The following is a 25,134-nucleotide window of genomic DNA, read 5'->3' as shown; positions in this document are numbered from 1 at the left end:
TGATAGATAGGTATTTCTTTGAAATAACCACGACTTCATCTGGCATTGCCGGATGAAGTCGTGGTTAATCATCTACTGATGTAATCCCTTTCCCTTTAAATACCGCAGCAGTTGCTCCGGTAGATCCGTCTGGATAACATTGGCTACCTTATACTTTGACAGTAACAAGTCAAACCCTGTATTTTCGGTTTTTCTTTCCATGTCGTCAAAATCGCCCAAAGCGTTGATCCATACCCGTGATCCTGCCGAGCGGATATCGTTCATGACCTTTTCTGTAAAGGACTCATCTACATGAATAACGGGGAACTTACCCATAGCCAGTATGGTAGCCGTTTCTGCAGCGTCATGCGCTCGGGGCATAATGGGTATTTGTTTATCGATGCTTTGCAGAGCCGGTATCTGTTGAGGATCATAAAGGAAGAACAGCACCTGTTTGGCCGTGCCGGTAGCTTGTATCTCCCCGCACGCCTGCCGGGCGGCTCCGGGCTCTTCTGCCTTGAAGTCAATGTCTATCATGATCTTCCCTTTGGCCAGCAGCAAGGCATCTTTGAAAGTGGGTATTTTTTCGGTGGTGGGTTGCCCGTTATGCAGCAGGGGGAATTGTTGCAGTTCTGCGTAGGTATAGCTGTTCACTTTCCCTTTGCGGCCGGTAGTACGGGTGATGGTTTTATCGTGCATGAGTACCAGTACGCTGTCTTTGGTCAGCCGTACATCAATTTCCGCGATGTCGATACCCTGGCGGATCGCTTCTTTGAGCGCAGCCAGGGAGTTTTCCGGGTAGCGGGTGTGTGCAGCGCGGTGAGCGGCTACCAGGATGCGGTTGGGATGCTGGTGGAAGTCTTCCAGAATACGATCAATTGTTTGTGCGTGGAGAGATCCCCAGGTAGCGCACAACATCAGTACAATAAAAAAACAGCGTTTCATTCATGCGTATTTTTAAGTTAAAAATATCCGTTGTTCTGTGGGAATTTAACGGTGGAGAGGTCTATCTGCGCCTGTGGAATAGGGCGTAATATATGATAGTCCTTTATGTTCACCGCATTAGGATTGTATTTTCTCACTCTTTCTATTAGTTTGCCGGTGCGGACAAGGTCCATCCAGCGCATGCTTTCACCCCCCAGTTCCCTTGCACGCTCATCGAGCAGCTGGTCTATATTCAGTTGAGCGGTGGTGATGTCCGGCAACTGTTTTCCTGGTTTGGCCGCTCTTGCTCTAACGGCGTTGAAGTAGGGTAGCGCCTCATCGGGTTTTCCTGCCAGTACGAGTGCTTCGGCAGCCAGCAGGTAGGTTTCTGAAAGACGGAATACAAAAAAGTCGCGGAAACCATTGAGGGCTTGTACACTGGCGCGGGTGGGATCATCGTGTTTTTTGATGCCCCAGTGCATATTGTCGTTATTGGGTGCGGTCAGCGAGGTAACACCCGGTGAGATCTGCCACACTACGGTGTCGCCTATCTTTTTTCCGGGCGGCAGGGTAGCACTATTGTTGTAGGTCCAGGTATAACGGAAAGTGACGTCGAAGCGGGCGTCATTTTGATCAAACAGTTCCCTGAAAAACGCGGTAGGCCTGAACCGGGTATAAGGGCGTCCGCCTTGTTCCAGGTCGCGTTTCAGACCGGCGAACTGGTCATAGGCCGGGGTAAAGAAGGCGTGTCCCTGGTTACCGTCGTCGTTGAACAGGGCGTTGTTGATGTATTGTACGGCAAATACGATTTCTGTGTTTCGCTGATTGTTGTAGTCAAATACACCCCCATAAGTTTTTACCAGCTGATAGGGCCCTTCCTTAATCACTTTGATAGCGGCAGCGGCGGCGCCCTCATTGTCTTTCAGCAGCAGTTTGATTTTTGCCAGCTGGTGAAGGGCGGCGCCTTTGGTGATCCGTCCATAGTCCGGAGAGGTCCAGTTCAGCTGATCGGCAGCAAATTGGGTATCTTCCAGCATGCTTTTCCATATCTCTTCTTTCGGCGTTCTGCCGGCATCGGTTACCACGCCTTTGGTTTCATGGGCGGAATACACTACGTCGCCAAACTGCAGTGTCAGCCAGTAGTAATAATGCGCCCGCAGGAAGCGGGTTTCTGCTTTATACTGATTTTTGAGTTTGTCGTCCATAGGTACCTTGTCGATCCTGTCGAGAACGGTATTAGCGGCGTTGATACCGGCATAACAGTCGTTCCAGATAGCGTTGAGGTAATCATCAGCGGGATTGAGGGCGGCGGAATAGTCGTCCATGAATTTATATCCTCCGTCTTTTCCGTGCTGAAAAAGATCAGTACCCATGGTAGTGACGGTAAATCCTTTCTGGGAGCCGTATAGTCCTCTCAGTTTGTTATATACGCCGGTAACGCCGTTGGCGATGCCGGCGGGATTGCTGTATATGGCCTCCGGTACGGGTTTGTACAGATCCTTTTCCTCCAGGCTGCAGGAAGTGAACACGGAGCAGCCCAAGGTTATTACAGTAAGTATATGCAGCGGTTTATTGAATAACATAACCTGTTTTTTAAATCGTTAGAAAGCGGCATTAAGGCCGATGGCATACATTTTCACGGTAGGATACATGGCACGGGCGCCGTCTGATTCGAATTCCGGGTCTTGTCCTTTGTATCCGGTGATGGTAAATGGATTTTCGGCGCTTAAGGTGATTTTTATGCTTTTAATAGAGGCGCGTTGTAACCATAAAGGCGGTAACGAATAAGCAAGCGCCAGGTTTTTTACCCTGATGAAGCTGGCATCTTTGTAAGCCAGCGTGGAGCCCATGTACACGCTTTCCTGGTTTTTATCGGGACGGGGATTATCGTTGGTGGGATTTTCCGGCGTCCAGTAATTGACGTTGATATTATTGTACCTGCCAGCCAGACGGTTGTTGTTTTCGAACCACCTGGAATTGATCAGGTAATGTTGGCGGGTATTGATGATGATGTTTAACTCAAGACCTTTGTAGGAGAAACGGTTGGTCATACCACCGATCCAGCCGGGGAACTCGGAGCCGAGGATCATGCGGTCCTGATCACTGTATTGTTTATCGTTGTTTTTATCCAGCAGCTTTATCTGACCGGGTTTGGCGCCGTATTGTTTCGCCAGTTCCGCTTCACTGGTTTGCCAGATGCCTGTTTTCTGGTAGTCATAGAACACTTTGATGGGCCGACCAATAAACCACTGGTTGCCGACATCATCTTTTCCATCTCCATATAATTGTACAATTTCATTTTTGTTGGTAGAGAAGTTCAGGTCGGTGGTCCATTGAAAACCGTTGTCGTTATGGATGTTGACAGTTGACAGCGTGACTTCCCAGCCTCTGTTGCGGGTAGCCCCAATGTTTTGCAGTATTTCCGTATAGCCGGTACTGCCAGGGATACTTCTTCTCAGCAGGATATTTTTTGTATTGGAAATATAATGTTCAACGGTGGCAGTAATACGATCATTGAATAAACCGATATCGATTCCGGTATTCAGCGAAGTAGTGGATTCCCATTTGAGATTAGGATTAGCGATGGTAGCGGGTTGGAAGCCGTTCATACCTGTTTCTCCGAAAGCATAGCTGCTTTTTTTAAGCGTGCTGAAAGTACCATAGGGCAGAATGCCGTTAAAGCCGGTGCTTCCATAGCTAAGCCGCAGTTTTAAGTTGTTGATGCTGCGCAGGGACCGCATAAATGGCTCTGCATCTACACGCCAGGCAACGGCAGCGGAAGGGAAGTACCCCCATTTATGACCGGGGGCAAAAACGGAGGACCCATCTGCTCTGCCGGTAATGGTAAAGAGGTAGCGGTTTTTATAGTCGTAGTTGACGCGGGCCATATAAGACAGCAACAATGACTTACGATAATCGCTGGTGATACCGGTTACTTCGCCTGCTGTCTCCAGGTTGTGATAGCTTTGGGACTCGTAGGGCAGTTTATTGGCCTTGATAGCGGAGCTGTTGATGGTTTGCTGCTGGGAGCTTTGCAGCAGGGTGACGCCCAGGCGTTGCGACTTTGACAGCTGTCTGGTGTATTTTAATATATTCTCTACCGTTATAGAAAACATATCTGTATTACTGGAGCCGGCGCTGGCATTGCCGCCCTGGTTATCGTCCGTTTCGCTGCCTTTAAAATAGCCCTCTTTCGATGCTTCCATTTCCGGTCCTATGTTCAGCCGGTAAGTAAGGTCTTTGTAGATATCCCATTCACCATACATACTGGCGAATACCCGTGTTTTATAACGCTGGTTGATCGTGTTTTGAATGACGGAGAGCGGGTTTACGCGTTGGCCTTCATCGTTATTGGGACGGAAAAGCAGTTTGCCGGTGCTGTCGTAGGGAATACCGAGTGGGTTTAAACGTAAGGCGTTATCAAATACCGTATTATCCGTTACATTCTGGGTAGACATGCTGGCCAGTGTGGATACGCCCATGCGTATACGGTTGTTCACCTGGTGGTCGAGATTGATGCGTAGGGCGCCCCGTGTAAAGTCTGTTTTATCTACGATGCCTTTTTCTTTGAAATAATTAAAGGAAACCGCAAACTGTGTTTTTTCCTTACCACCGGTCAATGACAATTGGTGATTTTGTTTAGCGCCATGGTGATAGATAAGGTCCTGCCAGTCGGTAGACCTGCCCATGGCGAGTGACCGCAGGGCAATATCATCGAAAAGGGTGGCATCATTGGGGTAGTTGTTATTAGCATCGGCAGTTCTGGCTGCTTCCCGGCGTAGTTGGGCGAACTGCGTACCGTTCATCAGGTCCAGTTTTTTGGTGATGGCTGTCACGCCGTAGTAAGCATCGTAGGCAACGTTTGTTTTGCCTGCTTTCCCTCTTTTGGTGGTGATAATTAATACGCCATTCGCTGCGCGGGAGCCATAGATAGCGGTGGAAGAGGCATCTTTCAACACTTCCACGGAGGCAATATCATTAGGGTTGATTTCATTGAAACCGCCTACCATGGGGATGCCGTCCAATACGATCAAAGGACTGTTATCATTTTTGATGGACCGTTGTCCGCGCAGGAGGATATTAGCGCCGGCGCCGGGTTCATTGCCGCTGCTGAATACATCCAGGCCGGCTACTTTGCCCTTCAGCGCTTGTGCGGCATTGGTAGTGGGCTGCTCCGCTATTTCGCTTCCTTTTACAGAAGAAATGGCGCCGGTGATATCCCGTTTCTTTTGGGTACCGTATCCTACCACTACTACTTCCTCCAGGCCTTTTACATTTTCCTGTAGTATGATAGTGGGCAGCTGATGGGTAACAATGGTTACTTCCTTACGCATATAGCCCGACATAGAAAAGAGCAGGATATCGCCGGCAGCGGCATCTACGGAGAAGGCGCCTTCACTGTTGGTGATATCACCCCGGTTAGCGTTTTTAACGGCAACGGTTACACCGGGTAAAGGCATCCCTTTTTCATCGGTGACTTTCCCCTTTATTTTTTGTGCCGGGGCGATGGAAGGGGTAGCCGGAGCTGGTGCTGTGGGTGTTTTTTCCAGGATGATAATTTTGTTGTTTTGTATTTTATAGGTCAGGCTGGTATTACGTAGCAATTCCTGGAGGGTCCAGGCGACTGTTTTTTGCCTGGCGTGCAGGGAGGTTGTTTGGTAGGGTGCAATCAACTGTTCATTATACACAAACAGATAATGCGTTTGCTGTTGGATAACAGCAAACGCTTCTTTTAGTGATTGTCCGGAAAAAGCGTAATCGATGGTTTCCCCGCCAGTGTGTGATTGGCCCTGGGAAACGGCACCCGGCAACAGCTGCGAACAGATGAGTATAAGGATAAATAGTCTGTGGCCTGCTTTCCTGCGTTGTTGCAGTAGGGACACAACAATTCTGGTATAAATTTTCATACCTTTATACGGGTTTTAATAATTGATTTAATCGTTAATAGAATCCAGGGAGAAAGATCAATAAGTGATTGGCGTTACGCATTGATCTTTTCTTTTGAACGGCCGGTAGGGACATCCTTACCGGCTTTTTGCTGACCTTATGTGACAGGCATAGGCATATATTTTAGTGTGTTTGTTTACGAAGCATAATATGCTGACCATGGATGGAATAGGTTAGTTTGTTGGCCAGGCACAGCATATCCAGTATGGAGGATAAAGAATCCGCTGTCTCAATACCGGCGGTAATCCTATAGGCTCCCAGGCTGCTGTCGGCAAAGGAAATTTGTTTATTGTACCTGTTTTGGAGCAGTAAAGCGATTATGTCCAGTCTTTCATTGTTAAAGAGCAATTTGCCGGTTGTCCAGCTGTTTACCGTTGTTCCATCTACCCTGGTTTTGCTGAATGCGGGAGAACCGGTATTGATGGTTACCTGTTCATCAGGGAGCACTACGACTTCCTCTCCGGCAGGTTGGTCGCCCTGAACGGCTACCTTACCCTGTTGAACGGTTACCTGGAGCAAAGCCAGTTGCGGATAATTCCGCACATTAAACACCGTGCCCAGTACCCGTGTGTTCACATGACCTGATTTTACGATGAACGGGTGTGCCGGGTCCTGTTTTACATCCAGGCATATTTCGCCTGACAACAATTCTATCTTTCTCTCGGCGCCTGTGAAATGAGCGGGGTACCGCAGTTTACCGCCTGCGTTTAGCCATACCCGTGTGCCATCATCGAGTACCAGCTGCTGCGTAGAGGAAGCAAATACTTCCTGCCAGTTTTCCCTGACCGGCCGGCGCAGCCACATCAGCGTGCCTATGCCTGCTATCAGCAACAGGGATGCCGCTATTTTCAGCAGGGTATACCGGTGCATGGTGACTCGTTTGGCAGACGGGGATGTTTGTTGCTGTACCTGTCGCCATATCGTTTTTTCCAGCTGATCAAAAGGGAGACCGGTGGTATCCGCTTTACTGTTATCGCTTTCCTGCTGATACCACTGTTCTATCAATAGCTGTTCTTCCGGTGTACATTTTCCGGCTACATATTTTTTCAGTAGCTTTTTCATGTCATGCATGGGCATATTAAAAGGCATGTACCTTTTCTATAAGACAGTTGGAATTAAAAAGGGGGGTAGAGGCCGGCGAAATTATTTTGACATTAACAGAAAAAGGAGAAATGGGCCATTTTATGCCGGAGGGTACGGATAGCGTTACTGATCTGCTTCTTAACGGTTTCCTGCGACAGTTGCAGCTGCTGGGCTATTTCTTTATGGGTAAGTGCCGATTTCCGGCTTAGCTCAAATACTTCCCTCATTTTGGCAGGCAGTGCGCGGATTTCCCGCTCCATACGGGCGGCGATTTCTTTTTCAGTAATGTATTGCAGGGAATTATTATCGGCAGCGGAGAGGGATTGTTTCAGGGAGGACAGGTGGTGACGGTAGGTCCGTTTGGAAGCCAGCATATTCAGTACCCTGTTTCGCGTGGCTACATACAGGTAAGCGGCTAATGCGCCGGAAAGCTCGATGTCAGCGGCTTTAGTCCAGAGTGCGGTGAATACTTCCTGCACGATATCCTGTGCATCTTCTTCGTGTATTAATATACGGTATGCCTGGAGATAAAGCACTCCCCAGAATCTTTTATAGAGTACTTCAAACGCAGCGGTATTGCCCTGCCGGAACTGTTCCAACAGTACTTCGTCAGTAAAGTTATCGAGCTGGTCGGTATAAGTAGATTGGTGCATACAGGCCTTTTTAAGGCAGACTGGCTGTCTGACATACCGCTCAAAATTAAGACGACGGGCAGACATTGTATATTAAATAATTGTAAGCAGTCGCCCTGCGGATAGAACATGGAATATGTAAATAAATATAGTCATTCTAACCCAAAAAGAAAACGGTGGATGCAGGTCCCTCTTTTATAAGGAAAGTAATTATATTTGGTTCTACATCTTGTCCATTCCATTATTCCCTATGTCCGGAAGTAAGACCTTTAAAACCTCCGCAATAAAAAGACTTAAGCTGATCCTGGTTTTTTACCGGCGATTGCTGTTGCCCATGATGCTCCTTACTGGCATCAGTTGTTATTTGTTATGGAAGATAGGGATAGGGACTATATTGACCCCGCTCATTTGGTTTAAGTTGCTCAGTAATGCTGTGATCTTTTATTTGTTGAGAGAGTACAAGCGAAATGAACACTATTTCTTTTATAATCTTCATCTTAGCCCGTTTTTATTAGGTATTGGGATATTTGTTTTCGACATGGTCCTTTTCAGCATCCTGGTTTTCATTACGGCTAAACTGGCACAATCATGATGAATACACTGGAGCTGGAGAGCGTACGATATGAGATCAACGGAAGAAAGATCCTGTCGGATGTATACCTGAAGATGGAAACAGGAAAGGTAACCGCATTAGCGGGACGGAATGGGGAAGGTAAAACCAGCTTATTCAGGATTATGTATGGCACCTTAGTTCCGGAAACGGGCGCTGTTTTTTCAAATAAGGTACGTTTATCTAAGCAGGCTTATAAAATCGAAGGCCTGATCAGTTTTCTGCCGCAGGTTTCCTTTATTCCCGGTTATCTTCGCATAGCCGCGGTATTTAATCTCTTTTCCGTGCCGATGGATGATTTGTTGGCCTTTTTTCCGGAGTTCAGATATCGGGAGAAACAGCGATTCGGGGATTTGTCGGGTGGTGAGCAGCGGTTGCTGGAGGCTTTCCTGGTGATTAAGGCGCCCACATTGTTTACGATACTGGATGAACCTTTTACGCACCTGATGCCGGTTCATGTTGAGCGGTTAATGGAAGTTATTACCGCTGAAAAGCAGCGTAAAGGTTTTTTGATAGCCGATCATCAGCTGCAGCAGGTGTTGGCGTTGAGTGACAGTTTTTATTATCTGCGGGCGGGTATTGTTACCCAGACTGATGCAGCGATATTAGTGGATACTTTTGGGATGTATCGATAGTAAGAAGTTTTATTCCAGGTTAATTTAGCATATATTTTTGTGAAAAAAATATGAGGAAATGTTGTGCACTATACTTAATATTGTTTTAATCCCACCATCTATCTAACCTAAAAATATGTCAACCAATTTCTAAACATGGGGTTAAAATGTATCGATAATGAGCAGCAAATACTGGAGCAGATTGCTGGTGGCAATGAAGAAGCATTTTCCAAACTATTTCATGGTTATCTGAATCAAGCCGCCAGAATTGTTTTCTCCCTGGTAGGTTCAAAGGAACAAACAGAGGAAATTATGCAGGACCTGTTTGTGAAACTTTGGAAAAACAGGTTGCAGCTCATTCATATCAAGGAGTTTAATGCCTACTTTTTTATCCTGCTGCGTAACCACACCTTGAATCATTTAATGAAGATGGTGGCGGAAAGGAAGCGGCAACAAGCATATGTGAAGTTCGTTACCAGCGAAGAACAGCCGGAAAGCCCCCAACCGGATGGCCGTCTGGATATACTCGACAAAGCCATTGATGCTTTACCCGTACAACAAAAAACCGTTTTTTTACTCCGTTCGCAGGGATACAGAAATCCCGAAATCGCCCTCCGTATGAACCTATCCACCGATTCTGTAAAAAAATATAACCAACTGGCGATTAAGTCTATTCATCGTTTTATGAAGGTGCATGTCAGTGTTTCCCTGGCAATCCTCGCCACCCGTTTTTTGAATTAAAAAAAATTTTTGGCCTGCATATCTCCTTTTTTACCCCTTCCACTGTCTTATATATCAGATACACTTAAGTAACGGTATATGCAGGACCAAAGGAGGTTAAATTTCCTGACGCAAAAAGTGATAGCCAACAATATCACAGAAGAGGAAAGAACGGAATTATTGCGACTACTGGCAGACCCTGGAGCCAACCAGGTATATGAAGAGCTGTTCAACGAACTGGCAAACCGGGACAGCGGGCCGGAAAATCTATTCTCCGAACAGGAGGCCACCGCTTTATGGGGCAGGGTCCAGACAGAAAACACGAAAAAAACATTCCGGTTGAAAGCTGTGCTGGCATGGTCGGCTGCGGCTAGTATAGCTGCTGTATCTTTTTTATCCTATAACTTTCTCGTGAAGGATGCGGAGCCAGGGACCACCATTGTCAAAACGGAAAAACATATCGATGAAGCGCCTTTCATCCAATCCCCAGCAGCAGTAACGCTTACTTTATCTGATGGTAAGCAGGTTACGCTTGACAGCAGCGGCCGCTCCCAGGTATTTACACAACCGGGAGCCCATGCGGTTAACAACAACACAGGCGTGCTCGTGTATGAAGAAGGAAAGGGGGTGCCCGCTACACCGGTCATTACTTTTAACACCCTCAGCACGCCAAGAGGTAAAACATATAAAGTGGTGTTGCCGGATGGCAGCCGGGTTTGGTTGAATGCCGCTTCTGCTCTGCATTACCCGACGTTGTTTTCCGGAAAGGAGCGTAAGGTAGAGCTAACCGGAGAGGCCTATTTTGATATCGTCAAAGATGCCGGAAAACCATTTGTCGTAGTAGCGGGAAAACAGTCCATCGCCGTATTGGGAACGGCCTTTAACGTAAAGGCATATACGGACGAAGCCTATATCAGCACCACCCTGGTGGAGGGTAGCATTAAAGTAGATCCGGGAAATAGCGCCAGGGCCCAATTGCTCCAGCCCGGAGAGCAGGCCACTCTGGAGCATAACCAGCTGCAGGTTAGAAGTGTGGATATACAACAGGAAATTTCCTGGAAATCAGATTTGTTTCATTTCTCCAATACAGACCTACAGGTAGTAGCTCACCAGTTACAGCGCTGGTATGATATCGAGGTGGATTTTTCGACGTTGCCATCCAAAAAGCTATATGGGCAGTTGCCCAGGAGTACGCCGCTCCCACAGTTGTTACGCGCCATTGAAAAAACAAGTAATATAAAATTAGAACTAGTGAACAATCGGTTATTAGCCGTCGAATAGCGGGAATTATCAACCAACAATCTTTTCTTACCTAAAATCAACAGTTATGAGAATTTTACGTGGCCGCACCGGCGGCCATTGGAGGCGTTATGCTTGCTGCATAATGCTAATGACCTCGCATTTTCTGGCAACTGCAGCCGCCTATGCCCAACAGGTCAGCTTAAAATTTACCGGCGCCAAATTGGAACAGGTACTGGAGTCAATCAGGTCCCAGACAGGCTATGCGTTTATTTTTGATGCGGGCTATGCGAAAAATGCATTACCGGTAACCGTGAATCTCCGGAATGAACCCCTGCAAAATGCCCTGGAAGAAGTCTTTAAAGGTCAACCATTTACTTTTGAAGTGAATGACAAAATTGTTACGGTAACAGCGCGACCTAAGCCCATTCAGTCACTGGTTACACTTTCGGGAAAAATCCTCGGTCCCGATAACCAGCCTATCATCGGCGCTACTATCGTGGTACAGGGCTCTAAGCGGGGCGCTTCTGCTGATCAGAACGGCAATTTTACATTGACCAACGTTCCGGAAGATGCCAACATCGTCATTACCTCTATCGGTTTCAATTCCCTGTCACTGCACCTGAACAATGGTGTGTTAACCACCGCAAAAGAATTCAGGGGCCAACTCGTCAAAAATAATTTACAAAACCTCCTGATCGTATTACAGCCTTCTTCCTCACAACTGCAGGAAGTGAATGTAACGGTGGGATATGGTACCCAGAAAAGAAGAGAGACGACAGCCGCCATCTCTACCATCAAAGGATCGCAACTGCAGAATAAACCTGCCGGTTCAATCGAAGGATTGCTGCAGGGGCTTGCTCCCGGACTGGTGGTACAAAATAATTCCGGTATGCCCGGCGGAAGAAGTATGGTGCAAATAAGAGGACTGGCATCGTTTTCCAACTCCGCTAACTCCAACGTAGTGAGTACGCCGCTCTTTATTATTGACGGCGTGCCGTTGGAGCAGGATGTATTTAATCCCTCAGATCCCCGTCAGGCTATTACCAGCGTATTGGCTGGATTTAGCCCGTTCGACCTGGAGTCGGTGGATGTATTGAAAGATGCTTCCGCTACGGCTATATATGGTTCCAGAGGCGCCAATGGTGTTATTATCATCAATACCAAGCGCGGTAGAATAGGAAAGCCGATCGTTACCCTGAATAGCCAGTATGGGTTGAGTCTTTATCCTGCCTTGCGTAAAACATTAGGTGGTAAAGCCGAACGGGATTTTAAAATCGATTTGTATAACAAGTATAAGTCATCCAAGGTAGGGGGCGGATCTACAGACATGCCGATTGAACTGACAGACAGCCTGAATAGTTTCTACAACAACTCTACGGACTGGCAAAGGCTGTATTTCCGCGATGCAGATCTGAAGAATGTGAACCTGAGTGTGAGCGGAGCTTCGGAAAATGCGAGCTACCGGCTGGGTGTTGACTACTATAATGAGAAAGGGATTGTGTTAGGGTCCGGTTTTACCCGTTTTGCCCTGACCTATAACGGGGTATTCAAACCCAGTTCCAAATTAACGATTACCGGCCGTGCTAACCTTAGCCAAACGGACGCCAGCCAGAAAAGAGGGGATACATATAATGCTGCCGTGGTAGGCAACAACTTTTCCTCTTCTTTCCGGCCAGGTCCCAACAGTGGTTTCTTTGACAGTTTCCTGGAATCCTATAAGAAAGGCGTAAACCTCGATCTGACACGGAGGGTGCTGGCCCAAATGGAAGTGAGCTACGATGTATTTAAGTTCCTGAATATTACGTCCAGGGCTTCCGGCAACTATGAGTTTTACCGCACGCGTTCTTTTGAACCTTCTGCCACCCGTAACGATAAGATGGCGGCAGCATCTTATTATTCACAGGAAAAAGTGAACCTGCTGAGCGAAACTTTTTTAAGACTGTATCACACCTTCAACGAAAAACACAATTTTGACCTGGTACTCGGTAATACCATCAACACCAGCGAAAAGAACAACATCTTTGGGTCGGCCTTTGGAGGTCCCAGCGATGCACAACAGGTAATACTGGGGTATCCGCAGGCCAACCTGAAACTGGAAACGCATAATATCCGGTATGGATTACTTTCCTACTATTCCCGGTTATCCTACAACTTCAACAAAAAATACCTGTTGCAGGGCGTGATGCGTGCAGATGCTTCTTCCAAGTTTGGTAAGGATAACCAGTGGGGATACTTCCCTTCATTGTCCGCAGGATGGGTGTTTACGGAAGAGAAGTTTGTGCGCCGTAACATAGGCCGTTGGCTTAATTTCGGTAAAATCCGGGTAAGCAGCGGTAAATCAGGATCGCAGTATGAAGACGATTACCTGGCAGTAGGCGCCTACCCAACCAAGAGCGGGGATAACGCTACCTATAACGGTGTCCCTTTGCTGGCGCCCAACTACGGTGGCAGCAATGGTCTGATGTTACCTAACCTTACCTGGCAGACCACCAGGGACCAGGGCGTTGGGCTGGACCTGGAGTTTTTCAACAGCCGGTTGACCATGGTGCTCGATTATTACAATAAGAACACCGATGGTTTCCTGTTTCCTGATGCCCTGAACGGTACCAGTGGTTATGCCTACCGGTATGTCAACAGTGGGGCGGTCCGTAACTATGGTTATGAAGCGGCTATTACCGGTTATCTTACCAAACCGGGAAAGAATTTCCAGTATTCCATCACGTTAATCGGTGCTGTTAACCGCAATGAACTCACCAAACTGCCCGATTTTGGCAGAAGCGTATCCAGGGGAAACTATGCCGTAGGCCAGCCATACCTGCAGATCGGCCGTCCGCTTAACGGGTTTTACCTCATGAAATACCTGGGCGTTTATCCCACAGATGATGCAGTGCCGGTAAATAAATATACCGGTAAAAAACTATACCCCAATACCAGCGGATTTACTTCACAGGACCCCTACAGGGCCGGCGATATTATGTTGCTGGATGTGAACGGCGATGGCAGGATAGGGGTGCTGGATAATTCCGACAGGGTGTATTGCGGTGATCCCAACCCTAAATTTACCGGTAGCATATCCCAGAACTTCAGCTACAGGTTCAAAAACAATGCAACGCTTTCGCTGGACCTGTTTTTCAACTATTCTATTGGAAATAAAGTCTTCAACAAAGTATTGGCCGATCGTTTCAAAGGTGTAAGCTGGACTGCCAGTGAAAACGTAAACTACCCCTCCGGGCAAAGGAACCTGCTGGATGTTTCGAATCTGGATGTATGGACGCCGGAGCATATCAATGCTAAATTCCCGGTGCTGAACCCGTGGAGATATTATGGCACGTCCAGCTATGATTTTATTGGTAACTATGAAACTAACACGGACCTCTTCCTGGAAGATGGCAGTTTTATACGCCTGAATAACGTTAATCTGGGTTATGATTTTTCACCGGCCGGGCTCAGTCGCTTTAAGATCAGGCGTCTCCGGGTATATGCCGGTATGGCCAACGTATTTATCATTAAAAAGTATACCGGGGTAGATCCTGAAAACGTAGATCCTTACGGATATGACCTGGGTAACGGTTACCCGATCCCACACAAATTTAACTGCGGCTTCAACTTTGAATTTTAAACATATGAAGATATTTACAAACCGGAAAAATAGCCTGTTATGCGCCATCCTGTTGTTCTGCGCATGTGTGTTTTCCTGTAAAAAAATACTGGACCCTGACGTGATAGAACTGCCTACCGCGGTGAATGCTATCACGATGCCGTCAGACGTGGAGAAAGGTATTGCGGCGGCCTATTCTTTTCTCCGGGCAGTAGTACCGGATAAAGTTTTTCTGATGGGAGATATGCGGGCCAATTTATTTTCCAGCTATTCCCAGAGTTCCAATGTTCGTGTAGAAACGGCGATTGCTACTAACACTGCCGTAGCTTTACTGAATAATGATGGCGGCAACTGGAACCAGTTTTATACGGTAATTGCCCAGTGTAACCTTATACTGGAAAAAATACCCCAGATAAAAGGCTATGATGAGTTGCTCCGGCGCAGACATGTGGGCGAAGCCAGCTTTATCAGGGCGCTTACTTACTTCTACCTGGTGAGGTTCTGGGGAGATGTGCCGCTGAACCTGAAAAGCGTGGAAGTGGAGAATCTGCCAAGAGCGCCGCAGGCGGAAGTGTTTGCACAGATCAAGGCCGACCTGGACGTAGCTATTGCCAACCTCGACCTGGATTATGGTGATGGTGAAAGAGCCGTAAGGGCCAGCAAAGGCGCGGCCTGGGCCATTAAAGCCCACCTGTTGGGATGGATGCAGGATTATGCCGGCTGTGAAAAATTGTGCGACAGCGTTATCACCCAGGGACCTTATAGCCTGGTGACAGATACCATGAACCTGATCAGCATTTTCGTTGGAAAATCGAAGGAAGGTATTTTTGAGCTGAACTTTGATGCCAATGCCAGAGAGCTGCAAAAGAACCGTGTCTATAACAGGACCCTGGGCAGACCCTGGTATAAAGATGTTTCAGACGGTGGCGGCGGATCTGACAGATACCTGCTTTGTCCCACCCGCGACCAGATAAATACCATGTTCCCTCCGGGTGCAGTAGATGCCCGGTTGTTTACCTGGTTTATTAAAGAAACCTATTTGCAAGGGGTAAACGAAGACCGTATTTTCTTCGGTAAATACAGAAGCCTTCAACTCAAAGGCGATACTTCTTCCCAAAATATCAACGAGTCCAATATCATTATCACCCGTTTACCGGATATCATGCTGCTGCGGGCAGAAGCGCTGGCCAGCAATGCGGTAGGAAGGGCAGGAGAGGCGGCCGTATTACTGAATATGGTGAGAAAACGCGCTTTTGCGGCTCCCTATACCGGCGGCGGTAATATCCAGGATACCATCCTGCTGGAACGGAAGAAGGAACTGATAGGAGAAGGACAATACTTTTTTGACCTGGTACGTAACCGTAAACTGGACAAGGATTCGAAGATAACAGCGGGCGACTGGTACCAGAAAGGAGCCTGGTTGCTGCCGATCAATCAGACCATTATTGCCAAAAGTAATTTTGTGATCACTCAGAATGAGTTCTGGAAATAACTAATTGTATGAAGAAAAATATTTCATGGAAGAAAGCTGCCCTCCTGGCGGTTGTTTCGGTCCTTATGGTTACCGCCTGCAGAAAGAACGATTATTATATGGATGGCGGTTTATCCGGCCAGTCCGAAGCGGAAATGAGAATGCCGTTGTATGATTTTTTGGCGAGCAGACCGAATCATATGTTCGATTCTCTCATAAAGATCATCGATCTCACCAATGCAAAAGAGCTGGTCAATAAACCCGGCATTACCTTTTTTGCAGCCCCCAATACCGCGGTGAGAAGATTACAATTAAACTATACTCCTGACGACCGCCAGGCGCCCGTGCCCCTGGAGGCTATCGGGAAAGATACACTGTTAAACCTGCTGAAACGGTTTATCATTACGGATGGCAGGATTTCGCTGGAACAGGCCGTAGCGGATAAATCCAAATTTTATAAATCCAGTAACGGGGATAGCGTATATATCAACGGTAAAGGAGGAGGCACAGGGGTAACCAGCTCCATCCAAACTTCCGCTTACTACCTGGAATACGTGCATATAAAAATACCCGGACTGGATTCTATAAAATATACCGGTTCTATTCAAACGCACAACCTGATAACTGCCAATGCCATTGTGCATGTGCTGAATAATGGCGCCAGTTTCGCGTCAGGTATGAAACAGAAATATTACAGATAGTCTTAATCATTTTTATTATGAAAACATTCATGCGTCTAAAAAATAAATGGTGGCTATTGATAGCGGTATTGGCGGTATCCTGTAAGAAAGACAGCACCGACGGTTTTCTGAGCCCGGCGCTCAAGTATACCAACCCGTCCATAAAGGTGGCGGTAGGCGCTTCTCTTATTCAATCAGGTGCTATGGTAACCGACGAATCCACAAAGCCACTGGTGTTCAGTATAGAAGCCATTCGCACGGAAGATGGGAAAGTGGCTGATAAGGTAATGGCCTATAAGGTCGATACCTACTTCTGGCAGGCGGAATATACCGGAAAGGAAAAAACAGTGGAAGAGATCAATAAAAAACGCACAAAGGTAAACCGCCCTGCGATTGATATTAACCCGGAAAACGGGAACATCGTCATATACCCGGAAGCGTCTGATACGACACAGCTAACGAAAGGGAAATATATTATCGATGTAAAAGTCAAAAACAGCGGGGGAGAAGTCCTTATAAAGTCGGCGCTGACAATAGATGTGAGTTATGCGTTGCCCTACTATTACAAGTTCTCCGGTGTTGACGGCAACCTCACAGGCATTGATGTAACATTCGACAGACAGCAACCCACTGGGAATAAAATACTGGTATATGTACAGAAGAAAGACGGTTCACCGGTAGATCCGAAATTACTGACCGGATATGACTACTCCAATACTCCCGGCGTAGTGGACCTGAAAGACTGGCACAACCTGGGATTGAACAATCCCACGAAATACACGGCTTTTCCCGACCACCTGGAGCTGGAAATAGCTGGGTTCCCGTTGCCTTTTGTAGCGGGACAGGTATTGACGATTGACATGTATAACAATGGTGAAATCAACGGGAAATATTTTAACTACTGGTTTAACATGGCTATACTGAAAGAAGGCGTATGGGTAGTGACCATTAAGTTAAAATACAACGGTTAGCATAGGCGGTAAATTTGATGAGAGCCCTGCAGGGGTGTCTCAAAAAAAATTTGAGATGCCCCTCTTTTTTCCTTTCAATAGTGGGGGAAGTGGCGATACATGGCCTCCCTAAAAAAACCGGAGTATTATTACTCCGGTTTTTTTAGGGAGGCTTTTATGGCCAGAATGAAGAATAACAACGGCTGCCGAAAGGCGGCCGTTGCTGTTTGTATTAGTATGCTGATTATCAATATATATCAGGACTCTTGACGATTTTTCCTGATTGCGAAAATCAATTTCCCGATACGTAGCCGTTCCCGTTAGGGCAACCGGTACTTTTGCACGCAACAAGTTTAAAACGATGAAGTTATTTTACCTGTGCAACCCGTTAAAACGGAGCCTTGCACTGCTGGCATTACTATGTGCCATAGCGAAACCTACAATTGCAGAAGAACTTTTATCAGCCATCAAAGGAAAAGTGATTACTTCGGATGGCTTGCCCGCACCGTACGTCACCATCAGGATAGAAAAATCCAATCATGGCGCACTGACAGATGTGAACGGCGATTTTGTCATTAAACGGGTAAAACCCGGCAATTATACCCTTGTTGTGTCACTTGTGGGATATGAAAAAGTACTACAGGAAGTAACGGTAGAAACGGATAAGATTGCCCGGGTGACCATTCGGTTGGGCGCTTCCGGTCAGCAGATGAAAGAGGTAACAGTAGTGGGGGAATACAGTAAATACACTGTATTAACGCCTTCCAACTCGCTTCGGCTCAACACTCCGTTGGTGGAGATCCCGCAAAGCATTGCGGAGGTATCCCGGGAAGTACTGGCCGATCAGCAGATTTACAACATGCACGAAGGGGTGACCCGTAACGTAAGCGGAGCCTCCCGGCAGGGGCACTGGGACATGTACTCCAACATCCAGGTACGTGGCTCCCGCGCCAGCGCGCTTCGTAACGGAATGAATGTATACATCAGCTCCTGGAGCCCGCTTACAGAGGATATGAGCATGGTGGACCGTATTGAGTTCATCAAAGGCCCGGCCGGTTTCATGATGTCTAACGGAGAACCCGGGGGGATGTATAACGTGGTAACGAAAAAACCTACCGGCGCCGATCAGGGGGAAGTAACCCTGTCGCTCGGCAGTTTCGATAACTACCGGGCTACACTGGACCTGGATGGTAAACTGTCGAAAAATGGTAAACTGTTATACCGCCTTAACCTGGCAGGTGAACTCAAAAACGGATGGCGCGACTTCGATTATACCAACCGTTACAGCATTTCTCCTGTGCTGAAATACCTGGTGGATGAAAAAAATACGCTGACGCTGGAATACAACCTGCAATACATGCAGCTCCCCGTTATCGGGGGTAACTACTCCTTCTCCAAACGTGGTTATGGCGATTTACCTGTTAACTTCACCACCATTGAAGGAAATATGGACCCTACCCGGATACATGATAACAGTGTGATGGCTTTTTATGAGCATCGGTTCAACCAGGACTGGAAACTGACGGCACAATTTGGTTTCTTCCATTACAAACAAACCGGGCAGAGCATGTGGCCTAAAGGATTTTCCACGCCTGGTAATGACAGCCTGCTACAACGGGGCATGAATATATGGGATGCACTGGGTCTCAATAAAACGGCACAGGTATTTCTGAATGGTACTTTCCATACCGGGGCGCTGGTGCATAACATCCTGGGCGGGGTAGATATGAAATACAGTAATTACTACGCCGATTGGAGCCAGGCTGCGAACTTCGGCGATTCTACCTTTAATATCTACCAACCCAAACATACTTCCATCATACAACCCCGGTGGGACCGCACCGCGGATATACGTACCCGTGGGGTACAGTATAACTATGGTTACAGCGCCGTTTACCTGCAGGACCAGATAGGGTTCTTCCAGGACCGCCTGCGGGTAACACTGGCCGGCCGTTATACCACTAACCAGGTAGTAAGCCCGTACGATGGTACCAATAAAGACAGCAAATTCACGCCCCGTTTCGGTGTAAGTTATTCTTTCGACAGTAACAGTTCCGTATATGGCGTGTATGATGTCAGTTTTATTCAGAACCCCGGGCTCGACTGGCAGCAAAAACCTTTCGATGCTATGACCGGCGACAACATAGAATTCGGTATTAAACGCAACTGGTTCAACAGCCGTTTTACTTCCACCCTGGCAGTATACCGCATCATGAAGAATAATGTGTTGACTACCGACCTGGAACACCTGGACCGGGTATCCGGTCAACCCGTCTATAGCCGCCAGAATGGCCAACAGCGCATCAAAGGACTGGAAGTGGATCTCCAGGGGGAACCGGTGAAAGGACTTAACCTCGTGGTCAACTACGCTTATACCGATGGTATTGTTTCCAAAGATGCCAAAGCTGAGTTGGTAGGAAACTATGTGCCCGGTATTGCCAAACACACACAAAACAGCTGGGTAACCTATACCCTGGGAAAAGGTTTGCTAAAAGGTCTCCGTGCCAATGCGGGCTACCAGTACCAGGGAGGCCGCGTTGCAGGCCAGGTGTATGACAAGAGCGAGAACTTCCTGCCGGATTATTTCAGGATAGATGCAGGCCTCGGTTATAGCATCCATAAATTCAATGTAAACGTACTGGTGAATAATGTGCTGAATAAATACCTGTATACCGGAGGACCGGGTACAGACAATTACAATAACAAAATCTATTACTGGCAAACGGAACCTGGCCGTAATGTGAGATTGAGCATGGGATATCGTTTTTAATTTAATACCTGATATATTATGAAGAAGTTATTATTCTCAGCCTTATTGTGCTGCTGCATGGCAACCGCTTTCGGACATGCCCTCTGGATCGAAACTATTGTTAACGGTAAAAAAGGACAGGCACAGGAAGTGAAAGTTTTCCTGGGTGAATATGCCGACAATGAACGGGATTCCGTACAACACTGGTTTAGCAATATGCGGGACTTTAAACTGTATGTCATCGATCCTGCCGGGAAAAAACAACAACTGGCATGCACGCCTGCCGGCAATCATTTTAAAGCCTCTTTTACACCGGCCACAGATGGGGCTTATGTGTTGTATATAGACCATACCGTACAGGAAGTATACAGTGGCAGCAAGATCCGTTACTATGCACAAGGCCTGGTGAACGTCAATAATACCAAAGGATCGGACAACCTGAAACAAAATGACTTTGTATTGCTCACCAGTAGTCCGGTGAAAAAAATCAATGTGCCGGAGAAAGTTTCCCTGCTGCATAAAACCAAAACCAATCTGCCTAAAGCCGAGCTGGTGGTACAATCTCCGGATGGCTGGACCAAAAAAATAAAAAGCGGCGAAAGTGTGTTTAGCTATGTGCCTGTATGGAGTGGAAGATACCTGCTGGAAGGTACTTTTACAGAAGAGGAGAAAGGAGAGCATGAAGGTAAACCATTTGAACGTGTATGGCATTGTGTTACCTATTGTAACGATGTAACTAAATAAGCCATATGCCCCTTAAGAAAACTATCCTGCGAATACATAGCTGGCTCGGGCTGATGTCCGGGCTGGTTGTTTTCATACTGGGCATTACAGGGTGTATTTACGCCTTCATAGATGAAGTGAAACCTATTGCATACCGGCAGTAAATATCCATCGGCCCAAAAATATACGACAAGAAAAACCGGTAACCCTGAAGTAACATTAACCATTTATCTTCCTGGTCGAAACAGGTCATTGTAAAGAGTTATCAGCATAATGAACAATACAGTCACCACCCGTATAATACTGGCGGATGCGCAACCTGTTTACAGAGAAGGAATCAAAAGTTTGTTAGCGGATCATCAAAATAACTACCAGATAAAAGAAGCAGGCAACGGCGATGAGCTGCAGCCTGCTTTACTTACTTTTCAGCCGGATATTCTCGTATTGGATTACGATCCTGGCCATTTTGATGCCGACAAACTGCTCCAGGCCTTGTCTGTTATTCCGGAATGCAGAGTGATACTCATTTCCAGCCAACAAAAAAAAGTGGACATCTTCCGGTTCCTCGATAGTAACGTATATTGCATACTCACGAAAGAATGCCGGAAAAGAGATGTACACCAGGCCATCAATAGTACCCTGCGGGGAGAAAAATTCTTTTGCTCCTTCGCCCTGGACTTATTGCTTGAAGACAGAAAAAAAATAACGGTTGTTCCCCGTTTCCCTCCCGAAGGGTTATCCATACGGGAAATAGAAATCGTGCGCCAGATAGCCGCCGGAAAGTCCAACAAGGAAATCGCAGGAACCATGCATTTAAGTCAACATACCATTCATACCCATCGCCGGAATATTATGCGTAAACTGCAACTACACTCTGCCGTTGAATTATGTAACTACGCACTGGAAGCAGGCATTGTAAAACTCGCCACGTAGAACAACTGCTGACGCTGACCTACAAAGGGCGACCGTATTACGCGGTTGCCCTTTGTGTTTAATACGACTGCTGCTTGTCCGCATTTTTATACCACCCCGATGGTAGCGCCGCTACCCCGGCACTACCTTCTTTTTACCCTTCCGGAGCGATTGATGAAGGGCTTCGTAGCTCGTACTTTTAAGGATTGCTATCAAAAATGAAAATGCTATGGACAAAAAGATTTATGACTTTGCAGCGGTTGGCGTTGGACCTTTTAACCTCGGACTGGCCTGTCTCACCACTGGTATTGCTGACCTGGATGGTATCTTTCTCGATAAAAGGCCGGAGTTTAACTGGCACCCGGGCATGCTGATGCAGGATACCACGCTGCAGGTGCCCTTCCTGGCGGACCATGTAACCCTGGCCGATCCTACCAACCCGTTCAGTTTCCTCAATTATCTCAAACAACAGGGACGCATATACGCTTTTTATATCCGCGAACAATTCAAAATGTTGCGAAATGAATATAACCAGTATTGCCGCTGGGTTATCACACAGTTACCTGAAATACATTTTAACACTGCCGTAAAAAAGATTGAATACGATGAGCGCAAACAAGTGTACCGGTTACAATGTACTATACCTGGCAACGAACAGCTGTTCATACACGCACGGAAACTGGTGCTGGGTACCGGAACGCAACCTTATATTCCTGCACATTGCAGGGAATTTATGAATAATGCCCTGCATTCCGCCCATTACCTGCAACATAAACACCGGCTGCAATCACTGTCTTCCATCACCATTGTAGGCAGCGGACAAAGTGCCGCGGAAATTTATTACGATCTGTTGCAGGATATTGACACCTATGGTTATTCCCTGCACTGGATCACACGGTCTCCCCGTTTTTATCCATTGGAATACAGCAAACTGACGCTGGAGATGACCTCTCCCGAATATGTCGATTATTTCTATCACCTGCCGGCATACAAACGGGATGCGCTGCTACAGCAACAAAAGCACCTGTACAAAGGCATCAACAATGAGCTGATAGCCGCCATCTTTGATACCATTTACACCAAAAAGCTGGTGGCGGACATCGATGTTTCCCTGCGTACCAATGCCAACCTGCAGGAGGTCTCCTATGAGGACAATCATTTCCGGCTGACGTTTTACCAGGAGGAGCAGGAGAAATACTACCGGCACCAAACAGCTGGTCTGGTATTGGCGACCGGGTATACCAGCCATGTACCCGATTTTTTGGAGCCGGTGCTGCACAAGATACAACTGGACGATCAGGGCCGCTTCGCCGTAAACCGCAATTACACCATTGATGTTGCCGGGTCCATATTTGTACAAAATGCCGAACTGCATACACATGGCTTTGTTACTCCTGATCTGGGCATGGGTTGTTACCGTAATGCCTGTATTATCCGGGAGATGCTGGGCCGGGAAGTTTATCCTATCGAGCAGCGCATTGCGTTTCAGCAGTTTGGCGTGAGCGCCGGTGAAGAAATTGTATCCACACCACACCTGATATAATATGTCACTACGATTTTATCTGATAATAATGACCCTGGTGGCGGTGGTCAGCGATTACATGATGCACCCGTTTTACCCGCTATTTTTTGCGGCCCGCTTTGGTATACAGGACCCGCAGATCACCGGCGCCTATTTTAGCGCCGTATGCGCTACGGTGATGATCGCCTTTCCGGTATGGGCCCTGGTTTCGCGCCGTGTGCCGGAACTGAGGATATTGGTATATACCCAGTGTATCGCCGGCATATTAGCAGTGTGTTGCGCCTTTATCACCCACTATGCCCTGTTCTGGGTAGTATCCCTGGTCATTATCATTTTTAAAGGCAGCTATTTGTTAGTGTATCCATTTATCCTCCGGATAACGGAGAAGGATAAACATTTGGGCGTTATCAGCGTGTTGTCTGTTATCATACATCTGGGTAGTGTGCTGGGAGCGGTATTCGGCGGTATGATCATTGACTGGATGCAGCCACAGTATATCTACTTGGGCATGGCTGCCGGTGATCTTTTCCAGGCCGGCCTGAGTGCATATCTCCTGGCAGCCCGCCGGGCCGACATACCAGGGGCTGCGATAACGGAACCGGCTGCACGTAGTAGCACAACATGGCTACCTACCGGCACGGTGCTGCGGTTGAGTGTGATCACCCTGTTTTTCTATGGCGGCGATTTTATTATCCGTCCTTTTTTTGTGAGGTACTGGGAAACGGTATCGGGGATGGATATACGAACACTCTCCGGCGCGGTGTATGCCATCCCTGCGGCAGTAGCAGTGGCAGCACTTTGGATAAACCGTCGCCGCCCGGCGGTTGCTTCTCCCTGGCAGGCTATCCTGCCGGCATTGCTACTGGCGTTAGCGGGAATGGCGCTACAGGCTGTTCCTTCGACGGCGGCCGTTATTGCAGGCAGATGCTTGTATGGCTGGGCGTTTTTTCAGTCGGCTGTCCGCTTTGACGCCCTGTTGTTTCACATCACTGATCCGGCTTCCTATGCTGTCGAATACAGCAAGATACACTTCTTTCAAAACCTGGGTGTGCTGGCCGCTTCCTTCTCCGCGGGTGTACTGGTGGAGCAATTTCCGCTGAATGTCCCTTTTATAGCGGCGTTTGCGGGTTACCTGCTGGTAGCCGGTATGTATTACCAGTTGGCACGCCCTCATGTGCAACCCATTCAAACGTCATCCTCATGAGCATCACCATAGCAACTGTTTATCAAAAAACAAGTCCGCTATTAGGTCGGCTAACGCTCCGGCCTATGGACCCACAGCAGGATACCCCGGAGATCTACCGCTGGGTAACGCAACCATACGCCCGTTACTGGGGCATGATGGATAAGACCTGTGAGGCGGTGCTGGCGGAGTATGCGCTTATCCATCATCAGGAGCATGCCTGCGCATTGATAGGGAGCGTCAACGGTAAGATGGCTTTCCTCTGCGAATGTTATGATCCTGCGCATGACCTCATCGGTCACTATTACAAGGCAGAACCAGGCGATGTGGGTATGCATATACTGATGGGGCCACCGGAAACGCCTATTGCCGGTTTCACCTGGGAAGTCTTCACGTTCGTGATGGATTATTTGTTTGAAAACTCCCGGTATCAGCGGGTAGTGGTGGAACCGGATATCAACAATGAAAAAATTCATCGCCTGAACCGGAAGGCGGGATTTATTTATCAGCAAACAGTACAGTTACCGCACAAAACCGCAGCCCTGGCATTCTGCACCAGGCAACAATATATTTTTTCAAAACAAAACAATTGACA

General features: G+C 47.5%; 19 protein-coding genes. 14 read left to right on the top strand and 5 right to left on the bottom strand.

The window, feature by feature from the left end; translation table 11 throughout:
* Window positions 1-72 precede the first annotated feature (72 nt).
* The 5 genes from ICL07_RS02590 to ICL07_RS02570 form a co-directional block, all read right to left on the bottom strand.
* Entirely contained in the window at window positions 73-924 is an 852-nt protein-coding gene (locus ICL07_RS02590) for a glycerophosphodiester phosphodiesterase family protein (protein WP_188086384.1), read from the bottom strand.
* 17 nt (window positions 925-941) lie between these two features.
* Window positions 942-2,486 carry a RagB/SusD family nutrient uptake outer membrane protein gene (locus ICL07_RS02585; protein WP_188086383.1) on the bottom strand — a complete coding sequence of 515 codons (1,545 nt, stop codon included), beginning with the start codon at window positions 2,484-2,486 and terminating at the stop codon, window positions 942-944.
* An 18-nt stretch (window positions 2,487-2,504) separates the two neighbouring features.
* A complete protein-coding gene (locus ICL07_RS02580; RefSeq protein ID WP_188086382.1) occupies window positions 2,505-5,810 on the bottom strand; it encodes a TonB-dependent receptor in 3,306 nt (1,101 codons plus the stop codon).
* Window positions 5,811-5,973: 163 nt separating this feature from the next.
* Window positions 5,974-6,912, bottom strand: coding sequence for a FecR family protein (locus ICL07_RS02575; protein WP_188086381.1), 939 nt, complete (start codon window positions 6,910-6,912; stop codon window positions 5,974-5,976).
* A 92-nt stretch (window positions 6,913-7,004) separates the two neighbouring features.
* The gene (locus tag ICL07_RS02570; protein WP_188086380.1) at window positions 7,005-7,586 is read right to left on the bottom strand and encodes an RNA polymerase sigma factor; all 582 of its coding nucleotides are present in this window, start codon (window positions 7,584-7,586) and stop codon (window positions 7,005-7,007) included.
* Window positions 7,587-8,153: 567 nt separating this feature from the next.
* Between ICL07_RS02570 and ICL07_RS02565 the strand changes: the two genes are divergently transcribed.
* The 14 genes from ICL07_RS02565 to ICL07_RS02500 all read left to right on the top strand — a co-directional run bounded on the left by ICL07_RS02565 (window position 8,154) and on the right by ICL07_RS02500 (window position 25,132).
* Window positions 8,154-8,810 carry an ATP-binding cassette domain-containing protein gene (locus ICL07_RS02565; RefSeq protein ID WP_188086379.1) on the top strand — a complete coding sequence of 219 codons (657 nt, stop codon included), beginning with the start codon at window positions 8,154-8,156 and terminating at the stop codon, window positions 8,808-8,810.
* A 135-nt stretch (window positions 8,811-8,945) separates the two neighbouring features.
* The gene (locus ICL07_RS02560) at window positions 8,946-9,530 is read left to right on the top strand and encodes an RNA polymerase sigma factor (RefSeq protein WP_188086378.1); all 585 of its coding nucleotides are present in this window, start codon (window positions 8,946-8,948) and stop codon (window positions 9,528-9,530) included.
* Between the two features lie 78 nt (window positions 9,531-9,608).
* Window positions 9,609-10,790, top strand: a complete 1,182-nt coding sequence (locus tag ICL07_RS02555; protein WP_188086377.1) for a FecR family protein — start codon at window positions 9,609-9,611, stop codon at window positions 10,788-10,790.
* A 46-nt stretch (window positions 10,791-10,836) separates the two neighbouring features.
* Window positions 10,837-14,370 (top strand): SusC/RagA family TonB-linked outer membrane protein, encoded by a 3,534-nt coding sequence (locus ICL07_RS02550; RefSeq protein WP_188086376.1) that lies wholly within the window; start codon window positions 10,837-10,839, stop codon window positions 14,368-14,370.
* 4 nt (window positions 14,371-14,374) lie between these two features.
* Window positions 14,375-15,841, top strand: coding sequence for a RagB/SusD family nutrient uptake outer membrane protein (locus ICL07_RS02545; protein ID WP_188086375.1), 1,467 nt, complete (start codon window positions 14,375-14,377; stop codon window positions 15,839-15,841).
* Window positions 15,842-15,849: 8 nt separating this feature from the next.
* Entirely contained in the window at window positions 15,850-16,521 is a 672-nt protein-coding gene (locus ICL07_RS02540) for a fasciclin domain-containing protein (RefSeq protein WP_188086374.1), read from the top strand.
* Window positions 16,522-16,538: 17 nt separating this feature from the next.
* On the top strand, window positions 16,539-17,471 hold the full coding sequence (locus ICL07_RS02535; protein WP_188086373.1) for a DUF5007 domain-containing protein: 933 nt from the start codon (window positions 16,539-16,541) through the stop codon (window positions 17,469-17,471).
* 340 nt (window positions 17,472-17,811) lie between these two features.
* Entirely contained in the window at window positions 17,812-20,220 is a 2,409-nt protein-coding gene (locus tag ICL07_RS02530) for a TonB-dependent receptor (protein ID WP_188086372.1), read from the top strand.
* An 18-nt stretch (window positions 20,221-20,238) separates the two neighbouring features.
* On the top strand, window positions 20,239-20,943 hold the full coding sequence (locus tag ICL07_RS02525; RefSeq protein WP_188086371.1) for a hypothetical protein: 705 nt from the start codon (window positions 20,239-20,241) through the stop codon (window positions 20,941-20,943).
* Window positions 20,944-20,948: 5 nt separating this feature from the next.
* Window positions 20,949-21,086 (top strand): PepSY domain-containing protein, encoded by a 138-nt coding sequence (locus ICL07_RS32770; protein WP_188086370.1) that lies wholly within the window; start codon window positions 20,949-20,951, stop codon window positions 21,084-21,086.
* Between the two features lie 109 nt (window positions 21,087-21,195).
* Window positions 21,196-21,855 (top strand): response regulator transcription factor, encoded by a 660-nt coding sequence (locus tag ICL07_RS02515; protein WP_188086369.1) that lies wholly within the window; start codon window positions 21,196-21,198, stop codon window positions 21,853-21,855.
* Window positions 21,856-22,063: 208 nt separating this feature from the next.
* Window positions 22,064-23,377: a lysine N(6)-hydroxylase/L-ornithine N(5)-oxygenase family protein gene (locus tag ICL07_RS02510; RefSeq protein ID WP_188086368.1), complete on the top strand. Its 1,314-nt coding sequence runs from the start codon at window positions 22,064-22,066 to the stop codon at window positions 23,375-23,377.
* A gap of 1 nt (window position 23,378) precedes the next feature.
* Entirely contained in the window at window positions 23,379-24,560 is a 1,182-nt protein-coding gene (locus tag ICL07_RS02505; RefSeq protein ID WP_223151729.1) for an MFS transporter, read from the top strand.
* Entirely contained in the window at window positions 24,557-25,132 is a 576-nt protein-coding gene (locus ICL07_RS02500; protein ID WP_188086367.1) for a GNAT family N-acetyltransferase, read from the top strand. Before ICL07_RS02505 ends, ICL07_RS02500 begins: the two co-directional genes overlap by 4 nt.
* Window positions 25,133-25,134 lie beyond the last annotated feature (2 nt).

The organism is Chitinophaga qingshengii, from assembly GCF_014529935.1.
Lineage (GTDB): Bacteria > Bacteroidota > Bacteroidia > Chitinophagales > Chitinophagaceae > Chitinophaga > Chitinophaga qingshengii.
This window is presented reverse-complemented; position numbering and strand designations above follow the sequence as displayed.